The 19198-nt window shown below is 45.5% G+C and carries 17 protein-coding genes and 7 tRNA genes; 5 read left to right on the top strand and 19 right to left on the bottom strand.

Translation table 11 applies throughout. The features are described from left to right. Positions 1 to 140: 140 nt before the first annotated feature. Complete coding sequence (ftsH, locus tag L5L94_RS05970; protein WP_173913187.1) at positions 141 to 2111, bottom strand: ATP-dependent zinc metalloprotease FtsH; 1971 nt, start codon at positions 2109 to 2111, stop codon at positions 141 to 143. 29 nt (positions 2112 to 2140) lie between these two features. Then, the gene (gene rlmE, locus L5L94_RS05965) at positions 2141 to 2770 is read right to left on the bottom strand and encodes a 23S rRNA (uridine(2552)-2'-O)-methyltransferase RlmE (RefSeq protein WP_006082724.1); all 630 of its coding nucleotides are present in this window, start codon (positions 2768 to 2770) and stop codon (positions 2141 to 2143) included. A gap of 90 nt (positions 2771 to 2860) precedes the next feature. Here rlmE and yhbY point away from each other — a divergent pair, with 90 nt between their 5' ends. Then, positions 2861 to 3160 (top strand): ribosome assembly RNA-binding protein YhbY, encoded by a 300-nt coding sequence (yhbY, locus tag L5L94_RS05960; protein ID WP_006082725.1) that lies wholly within the window; start codon positions 2861 to 2863, stop codon positions 3158 to 3160. Positions 3161 to 3249: 89 nt separating this feature from the next. Here the strand turns inward: yhbY and secF are convergent, their stop codons facing one another. The 7 genes from secF to L5L94_RS05925 form a co-directional block, all read right to left on the bottom strand. Further along, a complete protein-coding gene (gene secF / locus L5L94_RS05955; protein ID WP_028761458.1) occupies positions 3250 to 4152 on the bottom strand; it encodes a protein translocase subunit SecF in 903 nt (300 codons plus the stop codon). Between the two features lie 2 nt (positions 4153 to 4154). Beyond that, positions 4155 to 5969, bottom strand: coding sequence for a protein translocase subunit SecD (secD, locus tag L5L94_RS05950; protein WP_263146884.1), 1815 nt, complete (start codon positions 5967 to 5969; stop codon positions 4155 to 4157). A gap of 226 nt (positions 5970 to 6195) precedes the next feature. After that, positions 6196 to 6771, bottom strand: coding sequence for a hypothetical protein (locus L5L94_RS05945; protein WP_263146883.1), 576 nt, complete (start codon positions 6769 to 6771; stop codon positions 6196 to 6198). Between the two features lie 399 nt (positions 6772 to 7170). After that, positions 7171 to 7647: a transcription elongation factor GreA gene (gene greA / locus L5L94_RS05940; protein ID WP_028761461.1), complete on the bottom strand. Its 477-nt coding sequence runs from the start codon at positions 7645 to 7647 to the stop codon at positions 7171 to 7173. 299 nt (positions 7648 to 7946) lie between these two features. Further along, positions 7947 to 8765 carry a DUF4198 domain-containing protein gene (locus L5L94_RS05935; protein WP_263146882.1) on the bottom strand — a complete coding sequence of 273 codons (819 nt, stop codon included), beginning with the start codon at positions 8763 to 8765 and terminating at the stop codon, positions 7947 to 7949. A gap of 55 nt (positions 8766 to 8820) precedes the next feature. Then, positions 8821 to 9333, bottom strand: a complete 513-nt coding sequence (locus tag L5L94_RS05930) for a DUF2271 domain-containing protein (RefSeq protein ID WP_219251198.1) — start codon at positions 9331 to 9333, stop codon at positions 8821 to 8823. Between the two features lie 16 nt (positions 9334 to 9349). Beyond that, a complete protein-coding gene (locus tag L5L94_RS05925) occupies positions 9350 to 9946 on the bottom strand; it encodes a PepSY-associated TM helix domain-containing protein (protein ID WP_212599331.1) in 597 nt (198 codons plus the stop codon). A gap of 470 nt (positions 9947 to 10416) precedes the next feature. Here L5L94_RS05925 and L5L94_RS05920 point away from each other — a divergent pair, with 470 nt between their 5' ends. Then, positions 10417 to 11142, top strand: coding sequence for a hypothetical protein (locus tag L5L94_RS05920; RefSeq protein ID WP_263161941.1), 726 nt, complete (start codon positions 10417 to 10419; stop codon positions 11140 to 11142). A gap of 208 nt (positions 11143 to 11350) precedes the next feature. Here the strand turns inward: L5L94_RS05920 and L5L94_RS05915 are convergent. The 10 genes from L5L94_RS05915 to L5L94_RS05870 form a co-directional block, all read right to left on the bottom strand. Further along, positions 11351 to 11425, bottom strand: a tRNA-Gln gene (locus tag L5L94_RS05915). 40 nt (positions 11426 to 11465) lie between these two features. Beyond that, a tRNA-Leu gene (locus L5L94_RS05910) sits at positions 11466 to 11550 on the bottom strand. Positions 11551 to 11625: 75 nt separating this feature from the next. Next, a tRNA-Met gene (locus L5L94_RS05905) sits at positions 11626 to 11702 on the bottom strand. Positions 11703 to 11704: 2 nt separating this feature from the next. Then, positions 11705 to 11779, bottom strand: a tRNA-Gln gene (locus L5L94_RS05900). 24 nt (positions 11780 to 11803) lie between these two features. Next, positions 11804 to 11878, bottom strand: a tRNA-Gln gene (locus tag L5L94_RS05895). A gap of 60 nt (positions 11879 to 11938) precedes the next feature. Further along, positions 11939 to 12023, bottom strand: a tRNA-Leu gene (locus tag L5L94_RS05890). Positions 12024 to 12117: 94 nt separating this feature from the next. Next, positions 12118 to 12194 (bottom strand) — tRNA-Met (locus L5L94_RS05885). A 208-nt stretch (positions 12195 to 12402) separates the two neighbouring features. Beyond that, a complete protein-coding gene (ychF, locus tag L5L94_RS05880; protein ID WP_028761466.1) occupies positions 12403 to 13494 on the bottom strand; it encodes a redox-regulated ATPase YchF in 1092 nt (363 codons plus the stop codon). A 132-nt stretch (positions 13495 to 13626) separates the two neighbouring features. Further along, positions 13627 to 14214 carry an aminoacyl-tRNA hydrolase gene (gene pth / locus L5L94_RS05875; protein ID WP_028761467.1) on the bottom strand — a complete coding sequence of 196 codons (588 nt, stop codon included), beginning with the start codon at positions 14212 to 14214 and terminating at the stop codon, positions 13627 to 13629. Positions 14215 to 14379: 165 nt separating this feature from the next. After that, entirely contained in the window at positions 14380 to 15657 is a 1278-nt protein-coding gene (locus tag L5L94_RS05870; protein WP_263161891.1) for an FAD-dependent monooxygenase, read from the bottom strand. Positions 15658 to 16034: 377 nt separating this feature from the next. Here L5L94_RS05870 and miaB point away from each other — a divergent pair, with 377 nt between their 5' ends. The 3 genes from miaB to ybeY all read left to right on the top strand — a co-directional run bounded on the left by miaB (position 16035) and on the right by ybeY (position 19168). Then, on the top strand, positions 16035 to 17459 hold the full coding sequence (gene miaB, locus L5L94_RS05865) for a tRNA (N6-isopentenyl adenosine(37)-C2)-methylthiotransferase MiaB (RefSeq protein ID WP_006082739.1): 1425 nt from the start codon (positions 16035 to 16037) through the stop codon (positions 17457 to 17459). Positions 17460 to 17667: 208 nt separating this feature from the next. Further along, positions 17668 to 18717 carry a PhoH family protein gene (locus tag L5L94_RS05860; RefSeq protein WP_028761469.1) on the top strand — a complete coding sequence of 350 codons (1050 nt, stop codon included), beginning with the start codon at positions 17668 to 17670 and terminating at the stop codon, positions 18715 to 18717. Continuing rightward, positions 18707 to 19168, top strand: coding sequence for an rRNA maturation RNase YbeY (gene ybeY / locus L5L94_RS05855; RefSeq protein ID WP_263161888.1), 462 nt, complete (start codon positions 18707 to 18709; stop codon positions 19166 to 19168). Before L5L94_RS05860 ends, ybeY begins: the two co-directional genes overlap by 11 nt. The last annotated feature ends 30 nt before the right edge of the window (positions 19169 to 19198 follow it).

Below are 19198 nucleotides of genomic sequence, written 5' to 3'. Positions count from 1 at the left end.
CTTCATTTTCTATCCGAAAAGACCAATGTCAGAAGATAAATATCAATGGTGGCAGAGAGTATTAATGACAGCGCAGTCAAATTGCTACAAGGTAAAACAAGAAAACCCCTTTACGGAGTTTTCTTTAGTTTCACAACACATTACTTAGCTGGAGATTCATCAGGATCTTTCAGTTCTGGCTCAGCAGGTGCAGTCACACTGTCTTCAGCTTTCGCTGCTGGTTCACCATGACCATTGCCTTTATCGTTAGAACCACTGTCATCCACTTGCCAATCAGCAGGCTGACGCACTTCACGACGTTTCATTAAATCGTCAATTTGAAGTGAATCAATGGTTTCATACTTCATTAAAGCTTCTTTCATTGAGTGCAGAATATCGAGGTTATCCGTCAATATCTGTCTCGCTCTAGCGTAGTTTTTGTCGATAAAGACTTTTACTTCAGCATCGATAATAGTTGCAGTTTCATCGGACATCGCTTTGGCTTTACCCATGCTGCGACCTAAGAAGACTTCACCATCTTCTTCTGCATACAGCAATGGACCTAACTTGTCCGAGAAGCCCCACTGAGTCACCATGTTACGCGCAATAGATGTCGCGTATTTGATGTCCTGTGATGCGCCAGTCGACACTTTCTCAGTACCGTAGATAAGCTCTTCTGCTAAACGACCACCGTAGGCGACCGAAATTTGGCTTTCTAACTTACGACGGCTTTGACTTACCGAGTCTGCTTCGGGTAAGAAGAAAGTCACACCTAGAGCACGGCCGCGAGGAATAATAGTCACCTTGTGCACAGGATCGTGCTCTGGCACTAAACAACCCACTATCGCATGGCCCGCTTCGTGGTATGCGGTCATTTCTTTTTCGGCTTCAGACATCACCATAGAACGGCGCTCAGCACCCATCATGATTTTATCTTTTGCACGCTCAAATTCTTCCATGCCTACAACTCGGCGATTTCCGCGAGCCGCAAACAGGGCAGCTTCGTTCACTAAGTTAGCTAAATCAGCACCCGAGAAACCTGGCGTACCACGGGCAATCACACTCGCCTTCACATCTTCAGAAAGCGGCACTTTACGCATATGCACTTTCAAAATCTGCTCACGACCACGCACGTCTGGTAAACCAACGACCACTTGACGGTCAAAACGACCCGGACGTAATAACGCAGAATCGAGTACATCTGGACGGTTAGTTGCCGCGATAACAATAACGCCTTCATTACCTTCGAAGCCATCCATCTCAACCAGCATTTGGTTCAGTGTTTGCTCACGTTCATCATGACCACCACCTAAACCCGCGCCACGTTGACGACCGACCGCATCGATTTCATCGATGAAGATAATACAAGGTGCAGATTTTTTCGCTTGTTCAAACATGTCACGCACACGGGATGCACCGACACCAACAAACATTTCCACGAAATCAGAACCTGAAATAGTGAAGAAAGGGACTTTAGATTCACCCGCAATGGCTTTCGCCAGCAAGGTTTTACCTGTACCTGGAGGACCCACCATCAGTACGCCCGTTGGAATTCGGCCGCCCAATTTTTGGAATTTAGTTGGGTCACGCAGGTAATCAACCAGCTCTTTCACTTCTTCTTTTGCTTCATCACAACCGGCAACATCGGCAAAAGTAGTTTTAATCTGATCTTCGCTCATCAGCTTGGCTTTGCTCTTACCAAAGGACATAGCGCCTTTGCCACCGCCGCCTTGCATCTGGCGCATGAAGAAAATCCATACCCCGATAAGCAATAACATCGGGAACCAAGAGATGAAGATTTGGGTAAGGAACCCTGACTCTTCGGCTTCTTGGCCCTTCATAGTGATGCCTTTACGATCAAGATCATTAATTAAATCTTGGTCATATAACGGCATGATAGTAGTGAATTTTTCACCAGTTCGTTTAGCACCTTCAATAGTACGTTGGTCGCTCTTAACTTCAACAGTTGCGACCTGTCCATCACGGACATTATCTAAGAAGGTAGAATAATCCATCTTCTGCGATGACGAAGAAGAGGGGGAGTAACCCTGAAACACTGACATCAGCACAACGGCGATGACAACCCAGAGTATTAGATTTTTTGCCATGTCACTCAAATTACTAGACCTCATTAAGTCTTGCGATTATTAACGCTAGGTTACTACAACTTGTACCCAGTCGCCACAAGATAGACTTCGCGGGAACGAGCCCGTGAAGAGTCTGGTTTACGTGTTTTAACGACTTTAAACACTGCTTTTACCGCTTTCATGTATTCGTCAAAGCCCTCCCCCTGAAAGACTTTTACCGCAAAACAGCCATTAGGAGCCAATACTTGATGGCACATATCTAACGCCAATTCCACTAAATACATGGCACGGGGCTGATCAACACTATCTGAACCACTCATGTTGGGTGCCATATCAGACAACACAACGTCAACTTTAGCATCACCGACGCGAGTAAGTAATGCTTGAAGGACTTTATCTTCACGAAAATCCCCTTGCAAAAAATCGACGCCGACGATGGGATCCATAGGCAAAATGTCACAGGCGATGACTTTACCTCTATCTCCCGCTAATTTAACTGCCACTTGAGACCAACCTCCCGGAGCAGCACCGAGATCAACCACAGTCATGCCTGGGCGAATTAGTTGATCCTTTTGCTGGATCTCTTCAAGCTTAAACGCAGCGCGAGATCGCAAGCCCATTTTTTGGGCGAGTTTGACATAGTGATCATCAAAGTGTTCTAGCATCCAGCGATTAGAACTGGCCGTACGTTTTATACCTGACATTTAAAATCCGCAACAATTGAGAGTTACACAAAGGCTATATAAGGGTAGAATAGCCGTTTTTCAACAGTAACTCAGCAAAAGTTGGTAGAAATGAACTTAACAACCAAACAAAAACAGCATTTAAAAGGTCTAGCGCATCCGCTAAAGCCAGTGGTGCTGCTTGGTGCCAATGGATTGACTGAAGGTGTACTCGCTGAAATTGAAAGCGCACTCGCTTATCATGAACTGATTAAAGTGAAAGTAGCCTCTGCCGACAGAGAGCTAAAAAATGCCATCGTTGATGCCATAGTACGTGAAACTCAATCCGCAAAAGTGCAACTTATTGGTCATATTCTGGTGATTTATCGTCAATCACCAGAAATGAAAATTGCTTTGCCAAAGGCAAAGTAATTTTTCTTGATTTTATCGTGTTAACAAAAAGGCCATTCAATCGAGTGGCCTTTTTGTTTTCGCTGTTAATTTAAACGATTAGCATAGCCCTAAGGTGTTTCAGAAATCACTTGTTCCTTATAATGCTCAGGCGTTAAGCCTAATAACTCAGGCAATGAGGTACCAACTGAAATCGAAGAGAATGTGCCGGTTAATATACCGATAAACATTGCAATCGAAAATCCTTCCAGCGGCCCACCGCCCATGATCCACAGCGCACCGACCGTCATTAAGGTTGTCCCTGATGTCACCATAGTGCGAGAAAACGTCGCCACAATTGCTTGGTTGTTAATGTCTTGAATCGCAAGCTTTGGCTTAGCAATCAATAATTCACGAATACGGTCAGCGATAATGATCGAATCGTTTAAGGAATAACCTAAAATCGCCAGCACAGCCGCAAGTATCGTTAAATTAAACTCCATCTGAGTCAAGGCGAAAAATGCCAGCACGAACACTACGTCATGCACTAAAGCGAATAGGGCACCCGATGCGAGTCGCCATTCGAAGCGATAACTTAAATAACCTAATATCGCCAGCATAGCGACTAACAGCGCCAAACCGCCCTGCTCTGCCAATTCTTGACCAATCTGCGGCCCGACAACACTGCTGTTAAGCACTTGCACTTCAGAGTTAAGCGGCGCTAATACCTGCTGAATATCGATATTACCTTGCTCTGTATCGGCACTCTTTATATCGGAATAGCGCAACACCCAACGTCCCGGCTCACTGGCGGAGACTACACTCACCTCTTGCTGATAAGCGGCATTAAGTAAAGGTTGCAATTCACTGCTGGTAATTTTTCTATCGATCTGCACTTCGGTGACGACACCGCCAGTAAAATCTAAGCCCCAGTTAAAACCTTTCACGCCGATGATGGTTAATGACACTAGCATCAACAAAATTGAGATAGCACTCGAAACATAACGCCATTTAGTTAGATTAATATTTTTCATGATTATACCTTCACATGACGGCTAGCATCACGTCCATAAACTAAGTTGATCAAGGCCCTTGAAGCAAAGATACCGGTAAACATGCTGGTCAATAGACCTAGACCTAAGGTCAAGGCAAAACCTTGGATTGGACCATTACCTATGGAGTAAAGCACCACTGCAGTAATCATAGTGGTGAAGTTGGCGTCGAAAATGGTAGAAAACGCGCTATCAAACCCCGTATCAATTGCCAGCGCAAAACTGCGACCTTCCTTTAACTTATCTTTTATTCGTTCGAAAATCAGTACGTTGGTATCGACCGCCATACCGACGGTTAACACCAAACCCGCAATACCAGGTAAGGTCAACACAGCGCCAGGGATAAGCGCCAGTAAACCAAACAGGATCACCATATTGGAGATCAGCGCTATATTCGCCACCCAACCGAGACGGCGATACCAAAGCGCCATAAACAGCAAGGTGATCCCCATCCCTAAACCAAGGGCAGCAAAACCGTTTTCAATGTTTTCAGCACCCAGAGTCGGGCCAATAGTGCGCTCTTCAACAATAGTCACTGGCGCCGTCATAGAGCCAGCTCGCAGTAACAGAGCTAATTGTTGTGCTTCTTGATAGGAGCCTGCCCCCGTAATGCGAAAACGATCTCCAAGTTGGGATTGAATAGTCGCAACACTGATAATCTCTTGTGTTTGCTTTGCCTTACCTTGCTCATCACGGCTGTATTCACTGTAAGACGTCGCCATAGGTTTGCCGATATTGGTACGGGAAAAGTCAGACATTTTCTGCCCGCCCACACGGTCAAGGTTAATGTTCACCTCCGCCATGCCCATCTCGCCTAAACTCGCCCTCGCATCGACAATATGATCGCCACCCAGTACTGGTGTGCGGCTCACATAAATAGGCTTACCAGACTTGTCATTGAGTACCATAGCATTAACGGAGCCAGACTCTTTAACCTCGAAAAAGGCCAAACTCGCCGTAGCACCGATAACATTCTTGGCAGCGGCAGGATCTTGTACTCCAGGCAATTCAATCCGAATTCGATGCTCCCCTTGACGCTGCACTAAAGCTTCAGTGATACCGAGTTCTTCAATACGGCTGCGCATCACTTGTAAGTTTTGCTGCACTGTCAAGTTACGCAGTTTCGTTTGCTCTTCTTGGCTCAACTTAATCAGTAAACCCGCGCCATCAGCATTGGATAGCTGCCAATTAGGATAGGACTCTTTCATCATTTGACGCACGGCAGCACGGGCGTCATTATCGGGCAACGTCATGTTTAACTGATGACTTTGGTCCAAATGCACGCTAGCACCACGAATTTTCTGTTCACGGATGAATTGACGTAGCGAATCAACAAGCGTCTCGGCCTGAGTTTGATAAACAGGATCAATATCAACATCGAGTAAGAACTGTACGCCACCGCGCAAGTCGAGCCCGAGTTTAATCGGCTGAAAGCCTAAGTTTTGTAACCAACTTGGCGCCGCACTGGCAAGGGATAAAGTCAATTCTTTTGGCTCTGCGACCATAGAAGAGACTAAAGTTTTGACTAAGGTTTGTTGGTTATCCGCATCGAGGACAATTAAGGTTTCACCATTTTTTTGGTCGATACGTTTGACCGTCACGCCTTCAGCTTGCAGCTTATCTCGAAGGGCAATAGGTGTGAGCGTTAACCCCGCCTTCGCGCCCACCTGCACCGCAGCATCCTCACCGTAAAATGTCGGCAAAGCACTGAATAGCATCACGATAATAGTGACGATAAGCACTAAGTATTTCCAAGCTGAATAGTGATTTAGCAGCCGTTGATTGGGTTTTCTTTCCATGGGATTAACTCGCTATTTAACGCTCAGCATTTGAATCAAATCGCTAAGCGAACATATTGATATCAGTCCGAAACACATGATTGAGTACCAGCGGCTAAGCTCGTAAGGCTCAAATCATCACTGCTTACTTAAGCAGCTATAAAAAGTTTCGGTGAGTACAAAAAGGCAACAGCATGAAAAATCGATAAGATTAGGCTCCTATCAACGTCATGCCTAAATAGGCGAGCTAAGCGGCTTGTTGGCTAAATCGATATTGAAGATTTGAGACTTTCCAACCCGAAATTCGGGCGGGGGAAGAAACAGCAGAAAGCGTCCAATCTGATGTGATATCAAGATCGGTGGGTTCAACGACATTGGATGTCGGTTCGGCAGTAAAGTCTACAGCGAGTACATATACTGGCTTGACCTCACGCACATCGTGCTGGGCAAGACTGATAAATCGCGGCGAATTTATCGGGGCAAAATCTAAGTCATCTGAATGACTCACATAGTCAGAACTCGGACAAGGTGCTGGCTGTGATTCTAATTCTGAGTCTGAACTGACTAGATCGGTATCATGACTATTCGGTGAGCCGCAGCTTTCAACGGTTTGCGCATCAGACTGTGCATTAGATTGGGCGATAACATCGGCATCGGGTAAGCTTTGAGGCTCAGCGCTTCGCTTTGCATGGGGAGTAGAGCTATCAAGACTCACAGTATGCATCTGAGCATAATGGCGAGCTGCATCACTGCGCTGTACTGAGGGTTTTGGCGCATAGCTAGCCGAGTGCGCAATCAACATGATCGCCACGCAAACTAACATCAATCCTGTACGCCAATGTTTGACCAAAGCGTGCCCTCTTATAAAACGTTATCAAACTAAAGATGAACCTATTCACTGTTCGCTTTTGATGCTTAACTGTGGGTCCATAAAGTGAAACTCGCGCAAAAAAACAAAATACACATTTGGCCAATGTTGATTTTGCTAGGATGGCAGCTTAGGTAAAAACCTACAAAGAGACAAATTAAACTTTGTCCATCTTACCCCGAATTCAACGCTGAAGCGCGATCGATATCCTTGGCTAAAGCCCTAAATTCGAGCCCTAAACTCAAGCCGTAAACAAACTTAATTCGCGGATAACAAAAAAACCGCCCTAGGACGGTTTTAGCGATATCGCATGAGTCACGCTCACAACACTATAAGCAAAGTATTATAAGCAGATTATAAATACTGTACTGAGATGATTTCGTAATCTGTCATACCACCTGGCGTAGTAATAGATACTTCATCACCTTCATTTTTGCCGACTAAGCCACGAGCTATTGGTGAATTCACTGAAATCAGGTTTTCTTTAATATTCGCTTCGTCATCGCCGACTATGCGATAAGTCACTTCGACATCGGTATCAAGATTTAAAATAGTCACAGTGGCGCCAAAAATGATACGACCGTTATTCACCATCTTAGTGACGTCGATAATTTGCGCGTTAGATAACTTACCCTCAATATCACGGATACGTGCTTCACAAATACCTTGTTCCTCACGAGCCGCATGGTATTCCGCGTTTTCTTTCAAGTCGCCTAACTCTCTCGCTGAAGCAATTGCTTCAGTGATTTTAGGGCGACGGTCAAACTTGAGAATATCTAACTCTTTACGCAGCTGCTCTGCACCGACAACTGTCATAGGAACCTTAGTCATAACTTCTTTCGTCTCCTTTAAAACAAAAGCAACCCGTGCCAACGCTAAGGTCAACACAGTCAAATGAGGGTGGAATTGCGCTATTCTAATCGTTATGCGCTTTTGATGCACCAAGAACAATGCATTGACGCAGCTTACCCAACCTTAAGCAGAGTTACCAGTAATCAAATTCAAATCTGTATACCTAAGGAAATTTCGCACACGTTTTAGTACGAAATGAATACAAAAATGCCCACTCGCCATTTAGACCGTGGGCATTAGGACTCAAAGCAAAAACCTCAAATTAGAGGTTAACTCACTTATTCAAGCCCAGCCTCAAAGGTCAAAAAGATTTCGCTAACCGTTTTATCAGCAAGGGATTTATCTGAATTAGGGCGCTCAATTGCCGCATGTAAGAGATAACGTCCTGCTGAAGGTAAGATCATTGAAACTTTACCGTCTTTATCTGAGGTAAATTCGATTTCCTCTGGTTTGTTACGATATAAGCTACCGTCTTTCATAATGGCGACTTTAACGCCTTCAACGGGCTTACCATCGAAAACAAATTGCAGGGTAGCAGCTTCGTTCTCAACAATATCTGCAGGATGAGTCACAGGCACTAGTTCTAAATATTCCCCCTTAGGCTTTAACACTTCCTCAGTTGGCTTATTACGTGTGACATAGGTTTCAACCCGCGACACATTTAAAGAACTTTCAAGTTCATAGGCTCCCTTTGGCATAGCAGCAGTTGTGGCTTTTTTATCCATACGGCTGCGTACAACCCCTTCTTTTCCTTTAACTTTATACTGAGAAAAATAACGAGGTGAAACTTCTTTTTCAAACTTATAAGTGCCATCTTGCATCAGTTGTACATCAAACACCGACTTACGTCCGCCCGTGTAACTTGAACTTGGAGACGTTGGTTTTCCATTTGGCTGTAATACACGCACATCACTGGCACTAAAAGGTTTATCCATCATAAACACTTGATTGCTGGCAGACACATCTGAGGTAATCCACACAATTTCTTCACTTTCAGCCGAAACGTTGAAGTGGCTAGGTAAAATCCATCTGTCGTGGCTACTTGCCAATGGGCTAATACAAAGTGTGCCAAGTAATGCAATAAGACGTAATTTCATACCTTTTCCTTAAGTTTAACAATTAATAGACGGGCTAAATATGTAATGGATTGACTCAATGAGCCATGCCGCTTAAGCGTATGTCGATAACGCCAGTTTCTGTCGTGGCGGGCAACTGCACAGAGAAATCTCCCGCAGCTAAATCGATATTTTGTCGTACAAGATCGCGACCACCGTGTTCACGCACCACTTCAATAAATACAGTGTAAGTGGCTGGTTCAAGCACTTTTCCCGCCTCATCTCTTAAATCCCAATCGATTTTGTAATGACCCGCGGGACGTGTCGCAGATGCTATTCCGTCAACAAAACTCATATCTTCGCGTCCGGCTTTACGCCACCAACGACGGATATCTTTCAACCATTTATGGCCTTCATCCCATACCCAAAGGCTTAAGGTTTTAACCGTTTGCCCCTTGGCATCCTCAACCCATACGGCCACATAAGGTCTGTGATATTGCCCTTCGGTAATTTCAGGCAAGGTTAAATCGACTGTCATTTTAGGCGTCGCAAACGCCACAGAACTGACAAACAAAGCACTCACCGCAATGGTGCGAATAAGATGACGCATACTCGGCCTACACTCCTTATGGAACAAAATAAACATACACAAGCCCGCAACTACTGCTGACGAGTACCATGTATAACAATGACTTTTTGAGGCGCTTGGTTTGAGGCAGCAACAAATAAGCCCCAGTGAGCGAAAATAAAATGATAAGCACAGCGCTGAGATCGAGTATCCAAGCCCAAGCTGTGCCTGTGTTACGGCCCTTATGCAAATCATTCACTACGGCAACGACACCGTAATCTAAGGTTTCGACATAGGCTTGTCCGTCGAGTAAGTCCAATGTCAGGCTGCGGTAAGTGCCGGGCCCTTTGCTGACTAAACTAATTTCATCTTCATCGATATCGGCGCTCGCCATATCCATAGCCCATTCACTTTTCAACCAATGACCCGCAGCCAGACGCCATTGTGAGTCTTGGGCATTAACGGGTAACAAATAGGCGGGGATTGGCACTTGCTCCCGCTTAGGTTCCTGATCAGCTTGAGAAAACCAATTAGGATGATTTAACGTTATACCTGTCACCGCAAAAAACAGCATCAGCAACAATAAAGCCATAGACACATAAACATGAATAATGCGGGCAAAGGACAAAGACGACTTACTGACTCTTAATTTCAATGATGCACTCTCAAAAACAAACCGAAGAGAAATACCTCCAGAGTCTGCTTTCCCTATGCAGCTAAAGAGAGAAATGAGCTGCATTAAACTAATTTAATGCGCCGAGATTAAATGAGATCGATTATCAAACAGAACAAAGTTTACAAACTTTACATATTCAATACTGAAAAAGAAGTTAAAAAGTAAGAAGAAAAATAAGTGCCAAAAATAAAGCACTTAGGGGTAAATCTGTTTTTAGCACTCAAAAACCATTACCCTCGATTAAATTAGCAGCAAATAATTTATTGTATCACCTGTAAATACCTTTCAAATTCAAAAGGATAAAATCCAACATTTGGGCTATTTTTTTTGCTTAAAATTTACTTTGCTCCCCTCTCGTTTACCTTATGCCAATCAGCTACAATCCGCCGCCGGCGACTTGCTGGTACTTCCAAGGAAATATCATCTTGAGTACATCTCTGCTCAAAAAAATGCGCTGCCTGCATATTGTGTGGCTCGCATTAATGCTCAACGCCTGTGTTGCACCACTATTATTAATGTCACCTCAAGGCCAGCTCATGTGGGCCTTGCTTAAACCCCTTGTCGGTTTAGATCCGAACGATGTCGGATTATTCGAACAACCGCTCATCAAGAACCGTATGCAGGAATTGCTGGGTAAAAATTACGATACCACCCTGTCCCTGCTCAAAACGGCCGACAAGATCCAACAGGAAGGTCCACTCATCTACTTAGTGTCAACTTACACCCCGGTCCCCGAAATGGCCGAAAAAGCGGGTCTAGTTTGGAACTCAGACACCAACCAAATGGCAGTCATGCTGATGAAAGGCGGTGCACCCTTAGTGATTTCTGAGCAATTCAGTAATCAGGCAGAAAAACGGGTCCCAAGTTGGCCGAAGGAATTAGCCGACTATACGGATCCACAGAAGTTACAACAAAAAGCCTTAGAAGCGGGCGCAAATCAAGTACAGCAACAGTTAGCAATACCTGATGCAGTCAAAGCCGTTGCAACAGGTGATGTTAAAGCGGCCCAAGGTGCCGTTATTGATAGTGCGGTCACAGAGAATGCCGTCATTAAGAATGCTGCAATGCCAATCAATATCACTGAAGCAGCTGCAAAAGTCGCCGTTCCAGCGGCTCCAGCGGATCCTGCAGAAATAAAATCGCCACCCGTTGCTCCTGAAGTCAAAAAGCAATAAAACGGATCACCACAGTGCCAGCTCAAATGGCACTGTGGATTAACTTTGAAAATAGCTGAATTGCCACAACCAACGGGAATTATAGAGACAAGGGAAAGGCTGGAAGGGCTAATATTGAAGGGAAACTGAAAGCAAAATAACGCTAAGCTGAAAATAGTTAAAAGTTAAAAAGCAAAAAGCCTGTCCGAAGACAGGCTTTTTAACTTTTTGGCTGGGGTACAAGGATTCGAACCTTGGGATGCCGAGATCAAAACCCGGTGCCTTACCACTTGGCGATACCCCAATAAACTGTGTTTAATCTTCTATCGAAGATTGCATTTTGATGGTACGGGAAGAGAGACTTGAACTCTCACACCTCGCGGCACCAGAACCTAAATCTGGCGTGTCTACCAATTTCACCATTCCCGCATCAAAATGTACCAAAATTGTCTATTCAACATTTTTGGATTTTTCTCTGATAAATCACTTTAACAGAGTTAAATATGGTAGCAATGGCGGGACTTGAACCTGCGACCCCAGCATTATGAGTGCTGTGCTCTAACCAGCTGAGCTACATTGCCAATGGCTGGGGTACAAGGATTCGAACCTTGGAATGCCGAGATCAAAACCCGGTGCCTTACCACTTGGCGATACCCCAATCAACTTGGAAACTGAGAAAAAATGGCTGGGGTACAAGGATTCGAACCTTGGAATGCCGAGATCAAAACCCGGTGCCTTACCACTTGGCGATACCCCAACTAACTCTGTTTCAAACATCCGCTATCGCCGATGTTTCTAAATTCATATATCTAAAAAATGGTACGGGAAGAGAGACTTGAACTCTCACACCTTGCGGCACCAGAACCTAAATCTGGCGTGTCTACCAATTTCACCATTCCCGCACAGTTTCATGTTTACATCGTGAAGAGATGCTAGCAATCAATGCTAGAGTAAAATCGTGATTCATTTTATATAAGAAATTTATCTTAAATAAAATGGTAGCAATGGCGGGACTTGAACCTGCGACCCCAGCATTATGAGTGCTGTGCTCTAACCAGCTGAGCTACATTGCCACATCGATATTACGCGCCCCTCTCAGCGAGGAACGGGGCGTATTATGCTTATTCAAGGTATCTAGGTCAACAGCTTTTTTTCGCTATTTCCCTTAGGTTAAGCTGTTCGGCTATTACTTCACCAAACTGAGCAACAGATGTGCTAAATAACACCTTGTTGCTCATACTTAGCTTAATTTATCGAGACTTACAGCGTGAATAAGCTTTGTTATACGTTAAACAGGAAATGCATCACATCGCCATCTTTAACGATATAGGTTTTACCTTCCACGCGTAACTTACCGGCTTCTTTCGCGCCAGCTTCACCTTTGTGGGCAATAAAGTCATCAAATGCCATCACTTGGGCACGGATAAAACCACGTTCAAAATCGGTATGGATAACACCCGCCGCTTGCGGAGCACTCGCACCCACTGGCACAGTCCAAGCACGCACTTCTTTCACGCCTGCGGTGAAATAGGTTTGCAGATTCAGTAATTCATAACCTGCGCGGATCACACGATCTAAACCTGGTTCTTCGATACCCAGATCCGCCATAAATTCATCGCGCTCCTCGATTTCCATCTCGGCCAGTTCAGATTCAATCGCCGCACATACGGCAACAACGATAGCGTTTTCTGTCGCAGCAATGGCGCGAACGGCATCTAAGTGCGGGTTATTTTCAAAACCATCTTCCGCCACGTTAGCAATATACATGGTCGGTTTTAAGGTTAAGAAGTTCAGATAAGCCACCGCTTCCAGCTCTTCTTTCGATAAATCCATTGAACGCAACATTTTAGCTTCGTCTAAAATGGGGCGCATTTTTTCTAATACTTCCACTTCAAACTTAGCGTCTTTATCGCCACCTTTAGCACGTTTCTGCTGACGCTGAACCGCACGCTCTAAACTGTCTAAGTCAGCTAACGCTAATTCAGTGTTGATGACTTCGATATCGCCAGCAGGATCAACCTTGTTAGCAACGTGAACAATGTTGTCATCATCAAAACAACGTACTACATGACCAATCGCATCGGTTTCACGGATGTTAGCGAGGAACTTGTTACCTAAGCCTTCGCCTTTAGATGCGCCAGCCACAAGACCTGCGATATCCACGAATTCCATGGTGGTAGGTAACACACGTTGTGGATTCACAATCGCAGCTAACGCATCCAGACGTGGATCCGGCACAGGTACAACACCAGTGTTAGGTTCAATGGTACAAAACGGGAAGTTAGCCGCTTCGATGCCAGCCTTAGTTAACGCATTAAAAAGCGTTGATTTACCTACGTTAGGAAGACCAACAATGCCGCATTTAAAACCCATATGCTTACCTTTCTCTCGATTATTGGCTGACAAGTCACACTCATCAGCGAGGTTTAGTCGTCCTGCCCTATGGCAGCACATTACTGAATAATTAAATCACTTGAATCACTTAAGTCTCGCCAAAGGCAAAACCTACTCCGCTTTAAAGGAGTGTAATCTGTTCATGGCTTTCACCATGTCTTGTTTAAACAAAATTTCGGTAGAACGCACGGCTTCATCTATCGCCGCCTCGATAAGTTCTTGCTCTTTAGCAGGCGCTTTTCCCAGTACGTAACCACTCACTTGATTTTTATCACCGGGATGACCGATACCTAAGCGTAAACGGTAGAAGTTTTTATCGTTAGCCAGTTTAGCAATAATATCTTTCAGACCATTGTGGCCGCCATGACCGCCACCGAGCTTAAACTTAGCCACACCGGGCGGCAGATCGAGTTCATCGTGAGCGACCAGAATCTCTTCCGGCGTGATACGAAAAAAATTCGCCAAAGCGCCAACCGCTTTACCGCTTAAATTCATATAAGTCGTCGGGATCAATAAGCGGACATCTTTACCGTGCAATACGGCTCTGGCGGTCAAACCAAAATACTTACTATCGGCCACTAAAGTCACGCCGCAAATTCTCGCTAACTCAAGTACGTACCAAGCCCCCGCATTATGGCGAGTGTGTGCATATTCAGCACCTGGATTAGCCAGACCAACTATTAATTTTATTTCGCTCATGACACTCAATATCGTTATTTCGTCGATGACAGCCGCGCAAAGAGCCGACTGAACTGACCATACCAGCTAAAAACGCGGCATTTTAGCACTCAAACCCCAAGTCAACAAATGCCACGTCATCGCACAGGAGCAGAACACAAGGTCAGAACACAGAACAACAAAGCGTTAATTAAGCCCCATAGCATATTTAAGGACAGTCTTTTTGAGCGGAGAATTGATGTTTGCTAACTTTAACGCGCCATTACGCAGCAGCTTTAGCGGCAGAATATCGTTGCTAAAACCGGCGTAAAACAAATCCATCGCCGTCATCATCAATTGATTATCGCGATAACGCTTGCGCTGATATTGGGCAAGCACTTCATTCGACCACCAGAGGTTATTTTGAGTTAATGCCTCCTTTATTACCGCCAAAAATGCTTCGACATCCTTAAACCCAAGGTTCACCCCTTGGCCTGCGAGGGGATTAATGGTGTGAGCGGCATCACCTAAAATCACCACATTATGACTATAGTAGCGCTGGGCATGGCGACGAGTGAGGCCAAAACTGCCTTTATTCTCAACGGTAAAATCAGCGTCCAAACGCGCTGGAAAATGCACTCTTATCTGATCTGCAAGCTGTTTATTATTAAGCTGCATTAACTGCTTAATTCGATTGGCATCGTCGTACCACACCAGCGAAGCGTTATTGCCTGGTAAAGGTAATAATGAACGCGGTCCTTTGGGCGTAAACTGCTGCCAAGTCACATCCTGTTGCCCCTGTGCCATGTTGATATTAATCAACATGGCCGATTGAGCGTAATCCCAACCCGAAATGCCAATTCCCGCCCATTGACGTACCTGCGAGTGAGCACCATCGGCGCCAACCAACAACTTAGCGGTCAGTTTACTATTTGACTGTAAGTGCACGCTCACACCGTCGCTATCGCGGGCAAATGCCACCACTTTATCGGGACAATATAAGGTGATGCCAGCTAATTGCGTCATCTGTTGCCACAGGGCAAGTTGGATTAAACGGTTTTCGACTATATGACCTAAATGGCTGGCACCAATTTGCGAACAGTGGAATTGGGTGATGCAGCCATCGAGCTCCCAAGTTTCTAAGCCAAGATAAGGCACATTACGCATCTTGAGCAATGAGTCCAAGGCGCCAAGACGTTTAAGCAGCGTTTCAGAAGCCACACTGATGGCCGAGACTCGCACATCTAATGGCTGTTCGGCTTGATAAGCCTCTGGCGCAAAAGATTCAATCACCGCCACTTGCAAACCCTGTTGGGCTAATCCAATTGCCGTCGCCGCACCAACCATGCCGCCGCCGACAAGAATGACATCGAACTCAGTACTTTCAGCATGAGTGCCTTCTGCATGAGTGACGTCAGAATGAGTCACGTTAGAATCTGTGGTGTCGGATATCATCTGTGCATGTGTATCTTCAATCTGGCTCATCCTACTTACCACCTTAGTTACGACCTTAGTTAGCACCTTTAAGCCCTTCTGTATTTCTGCTCAAGCGACTTTTCACAAACCCGCTCGATTATGCCTTATATCAAGATACCACGGAAATGTTGAGCGCATTTCGATTCGAAATCCGTGAAGACATAGGCATTCAAGCCCGAATAGTTTGCTGGGAATAACGAAAGCTCAGCATGTTAACAATATTAATCTTGCCCAAATGCAGCCGAACAATAAAAACCTAGCATTTGTGAGGGTATCGCCCTTGGCAAAAGCCAACAGCTAAAAGTGTGGACAAAGCTGGTCAGCAGCCGTAACAGCAGGTAAAATGTCGCGCTATTTTTATTGGTCATCTTAGGGCGACACAACTGATGAGTAAGAAACTCCATATCAAGACTTGGGGCTGTCAAATGAATGAGTATGACTCATCCAAGATGGCTGATCTGTTAGGCGAATACCAAGGTTATACCTTGACTGAAGAAGCGTCTGAGGCAGACATTCTCCTGCTCAACACTTGTTCTATCCGCGAAAAAGCGCAAGAAAAAGTGTTCCATCAGCTAGGACGCTGGAAGACGCTTAAAGATAAAAATCCTAATTTGATTATTGGCGTGGGCGGCTGCGTTGCCTCACAAGAAGGCAAAGCCATTAAAGACAGAGCCCAATGTGTCGACATTATTTTCGGACCACAAACCTTGCACCGTCTGCCCGAGATGATCGAGCAAGTGCGCCGTGGTGATAAAGCGGTTATCGATATCAGCTTCCCTGAAATCGAAAAATTCGACCGTCTGCCAGAGCCACGCGCCGAAGGCCCAACCGCGTTTGTGTCTATCATGGAAGGTTGCAGCAAATACTGCTCGTTCTGTGTTGTACCTTATACTCGCGGCGAAGAAGTCAGCCGTCCATCGGACGATATTATCCTTGAAATCGCCCAATTGGCGGAGCAAGGTGTGCGCGAAGTAAACTTGCTCGGCCAAAACGTGAATGCCTATCGCGGCGCAACTCACGATGGCGCAATTTGTACTTTTGCGGAATTACTGCGCTTCGTGGCAGCCATCGACGGTATCGACCGTATCCGCTTCACGACCAGTCACCCGATTGAATTTACACAAGATATCATCGACGTTTACGAAGATACCCCTGAGCTTGTAAGCTTCTTGCACTTACCAGTGCAATCGGGTTCTGACCGTATTCTCACAGCGATGAAACGCGGCCATATGGCGATTGAATATAAGTCAATCATCCGCCGCCTGCGTAAAGCCCGTGAAGGGATTCAAATCAGCTCGGACTTTATCATTGGCTTCCCTGGCGAAACCAAAGAAGACTTTGCCGATACCATGAAGTTGATTGAAGACATAGGTTTCGACCACAGCTTCAGCTTTATCTATAGCGCACGTCCGGGCACGCCAGCGGCAGATTTACCCGATAACGTCGATATGGAAGAGAAAAAACAACGTCTGGCGATTCTGCAAGACCGCATCACCCAGCAAGCCATGCGCTACAGCCGCCACATGATGGGCACAGTGCAACGTATTCTGGTTGAAGGACCATCGGTGAAAAATCCTATGGAACTGCGCGGCCGTACTGAGAACAACCGAGTAGTGAACTTCGAAGGTCAACCAAAACACATTGGTACTTTCGTGGATGTAGAAATTGTCGACGTTTACACTAACTCACTGCGCGGTGTCTTTATCCGCGGCGAAGATGAAATGGATCTACGTCGTAGCCTGCGTCCGGCAGAAATTCTGGCCAAGCGCAAGCAAGATGATGAACTGGGTGTGACTCAATTTAAGCCATAAGCGTTAAATCGGCTTAAGCTTAAACAGTACCTATATAAAGAAGGGCGACTTAGTCGCCCTTTTGCTTTCACGCACTTTTGTTTAAGTCTACCGAGGCAATTGTTATTTTCCGTTAGCAATTATCGGCTATGGCTCGTAAACTAAAATTATCTTGCGATGGTTAACCAACCTCGTACCTTGCTTTCTTATTCGCTATTGGGAGTGCTATTTGTCCAGTAAATTAACTACCATGAATCTGTATCTCGAACCCGCAGAAACACGCCGTTTGGCTTCACTGTGCGGTCCATTCGATGACAATATCAAGCAGATAGAACGTCGCGTTGGCGTTGAAATCGTCCGTAAGAACAATCATTTCCAGATCACCGGACTGCCACGCAATTGTTTAAGCGCCAACAACTTACTAAAAGAACTCTACATCGAGACCCAAACGGTTAAAGGCAGCACGCCCGATCTTGAGCCTGAGCAAGTCCATATCGCCATTCAAGCGGCCATTGCCCTAGAGCAAGCAGACGCTAACGACGACAGCGGTATTAATATCAAAACCCGCCGCGGTGTCATTAAGCCACGCAATCCGAATCAAAGCTTGTATGTGGCCAATATTACGCGTCACGATATTACCTTCGGTATTGGTCCTGCTGGAACGGGCAAAACCTACCTTGCCGTAGCAGCGGCAGTAGATGCGTTAGAGCGCCAAGAAGTGCGCCGCATTCTGCTGACTCGCCCTGCGGTGGAAGCGGGTGAAAAACTCGGTTTCTTACCCGGTGACTTAAGTCAAAAGGTAGACCCCTATTTGCGTCCGCTCTACGATGCCCTGTTCGAAATGCTTGGCTTTGAAAAAGTGGAACGCCTCATCGAGAAAAATGTAATAGAAGTGGCACCGCTTGCCTATATGCGCGGTCGTACCTTGAACGATGCCTTTATTATTCTCGATGAAAGCCAAAACACCACAATCGAGCAGATGAAGATGTTCCTTACCCGTATCGGTTTCAATTCCCGTGCGGTGATCACCGGCGACATCACTCAAACCGACTTACCTAAACATCAAAAGTCAGGGCTACGTCACGCGATTGAAGTGTTAAGCCAAGTCGAAGAAATCAGCTTTAACTTTTTTGTCTCCCAAGATGTAGTGCGCCATCCTGTGGTTGCCCGTATCGTTGAAGCCTATGAAGCCTTCGAGTTAAAAGAGCAAACCTTAAAAGCCAAAAAAGAAAGCCAGTACCAAAAGCAACAGCAGGAAGCCGCAACACATGAGTCTTGAGTTAGCCTTAGATATTCAACATGCCAGCACCAGTGAGTGGCTACCAACGGACGAACAATTCGCCCTTTGGGCCACTACCGCAATTGGCAATAGCATGGATGAAGCTGAATTAACCATACGTATCGTCGATAGCCGCGAGAGCCAAATGCTCAACAATACCTATCGCGGTAAAGACAAACCGACCAATGTACTGTCATTTCCCTTTGAAGCACCACCAGAAATTGAACTTCCTTTACTCGGAGATCTTGTCATTTGTGCGGCAGTCGTTGAAAATGAAGCCCGTGAACAACAAAAACCACTAGAAGCGCACTGGGCACACATGGTTGTACATGGTTGCTTGCATCTGCTAGGGTATGATCACATCGACGATGAAGAAGCCGAAGAGATGGAGTCATTAGAGGCTCAACTCATTGAAAGATTAGGTTTTACTGACCCATATAAGGAACAATAATTAGCTAAGATAATCCCTATCAAAAGCTAA

The organism is Shewanella sp. SM21, from assembly GCF_025654335.1.
Taxonomy (GTDB): domain Bacteria; phylum Pseudomonadota; class Gammaproteobacteria; order Enterobacterales; family Shewanellaceae; genus Shewanella; species Shewanella oncorhynchi.
Note: the sequence above shows the minus strand (reverse complement) of the source record. Positions and strands in the feature narration are given on the sequence as shown.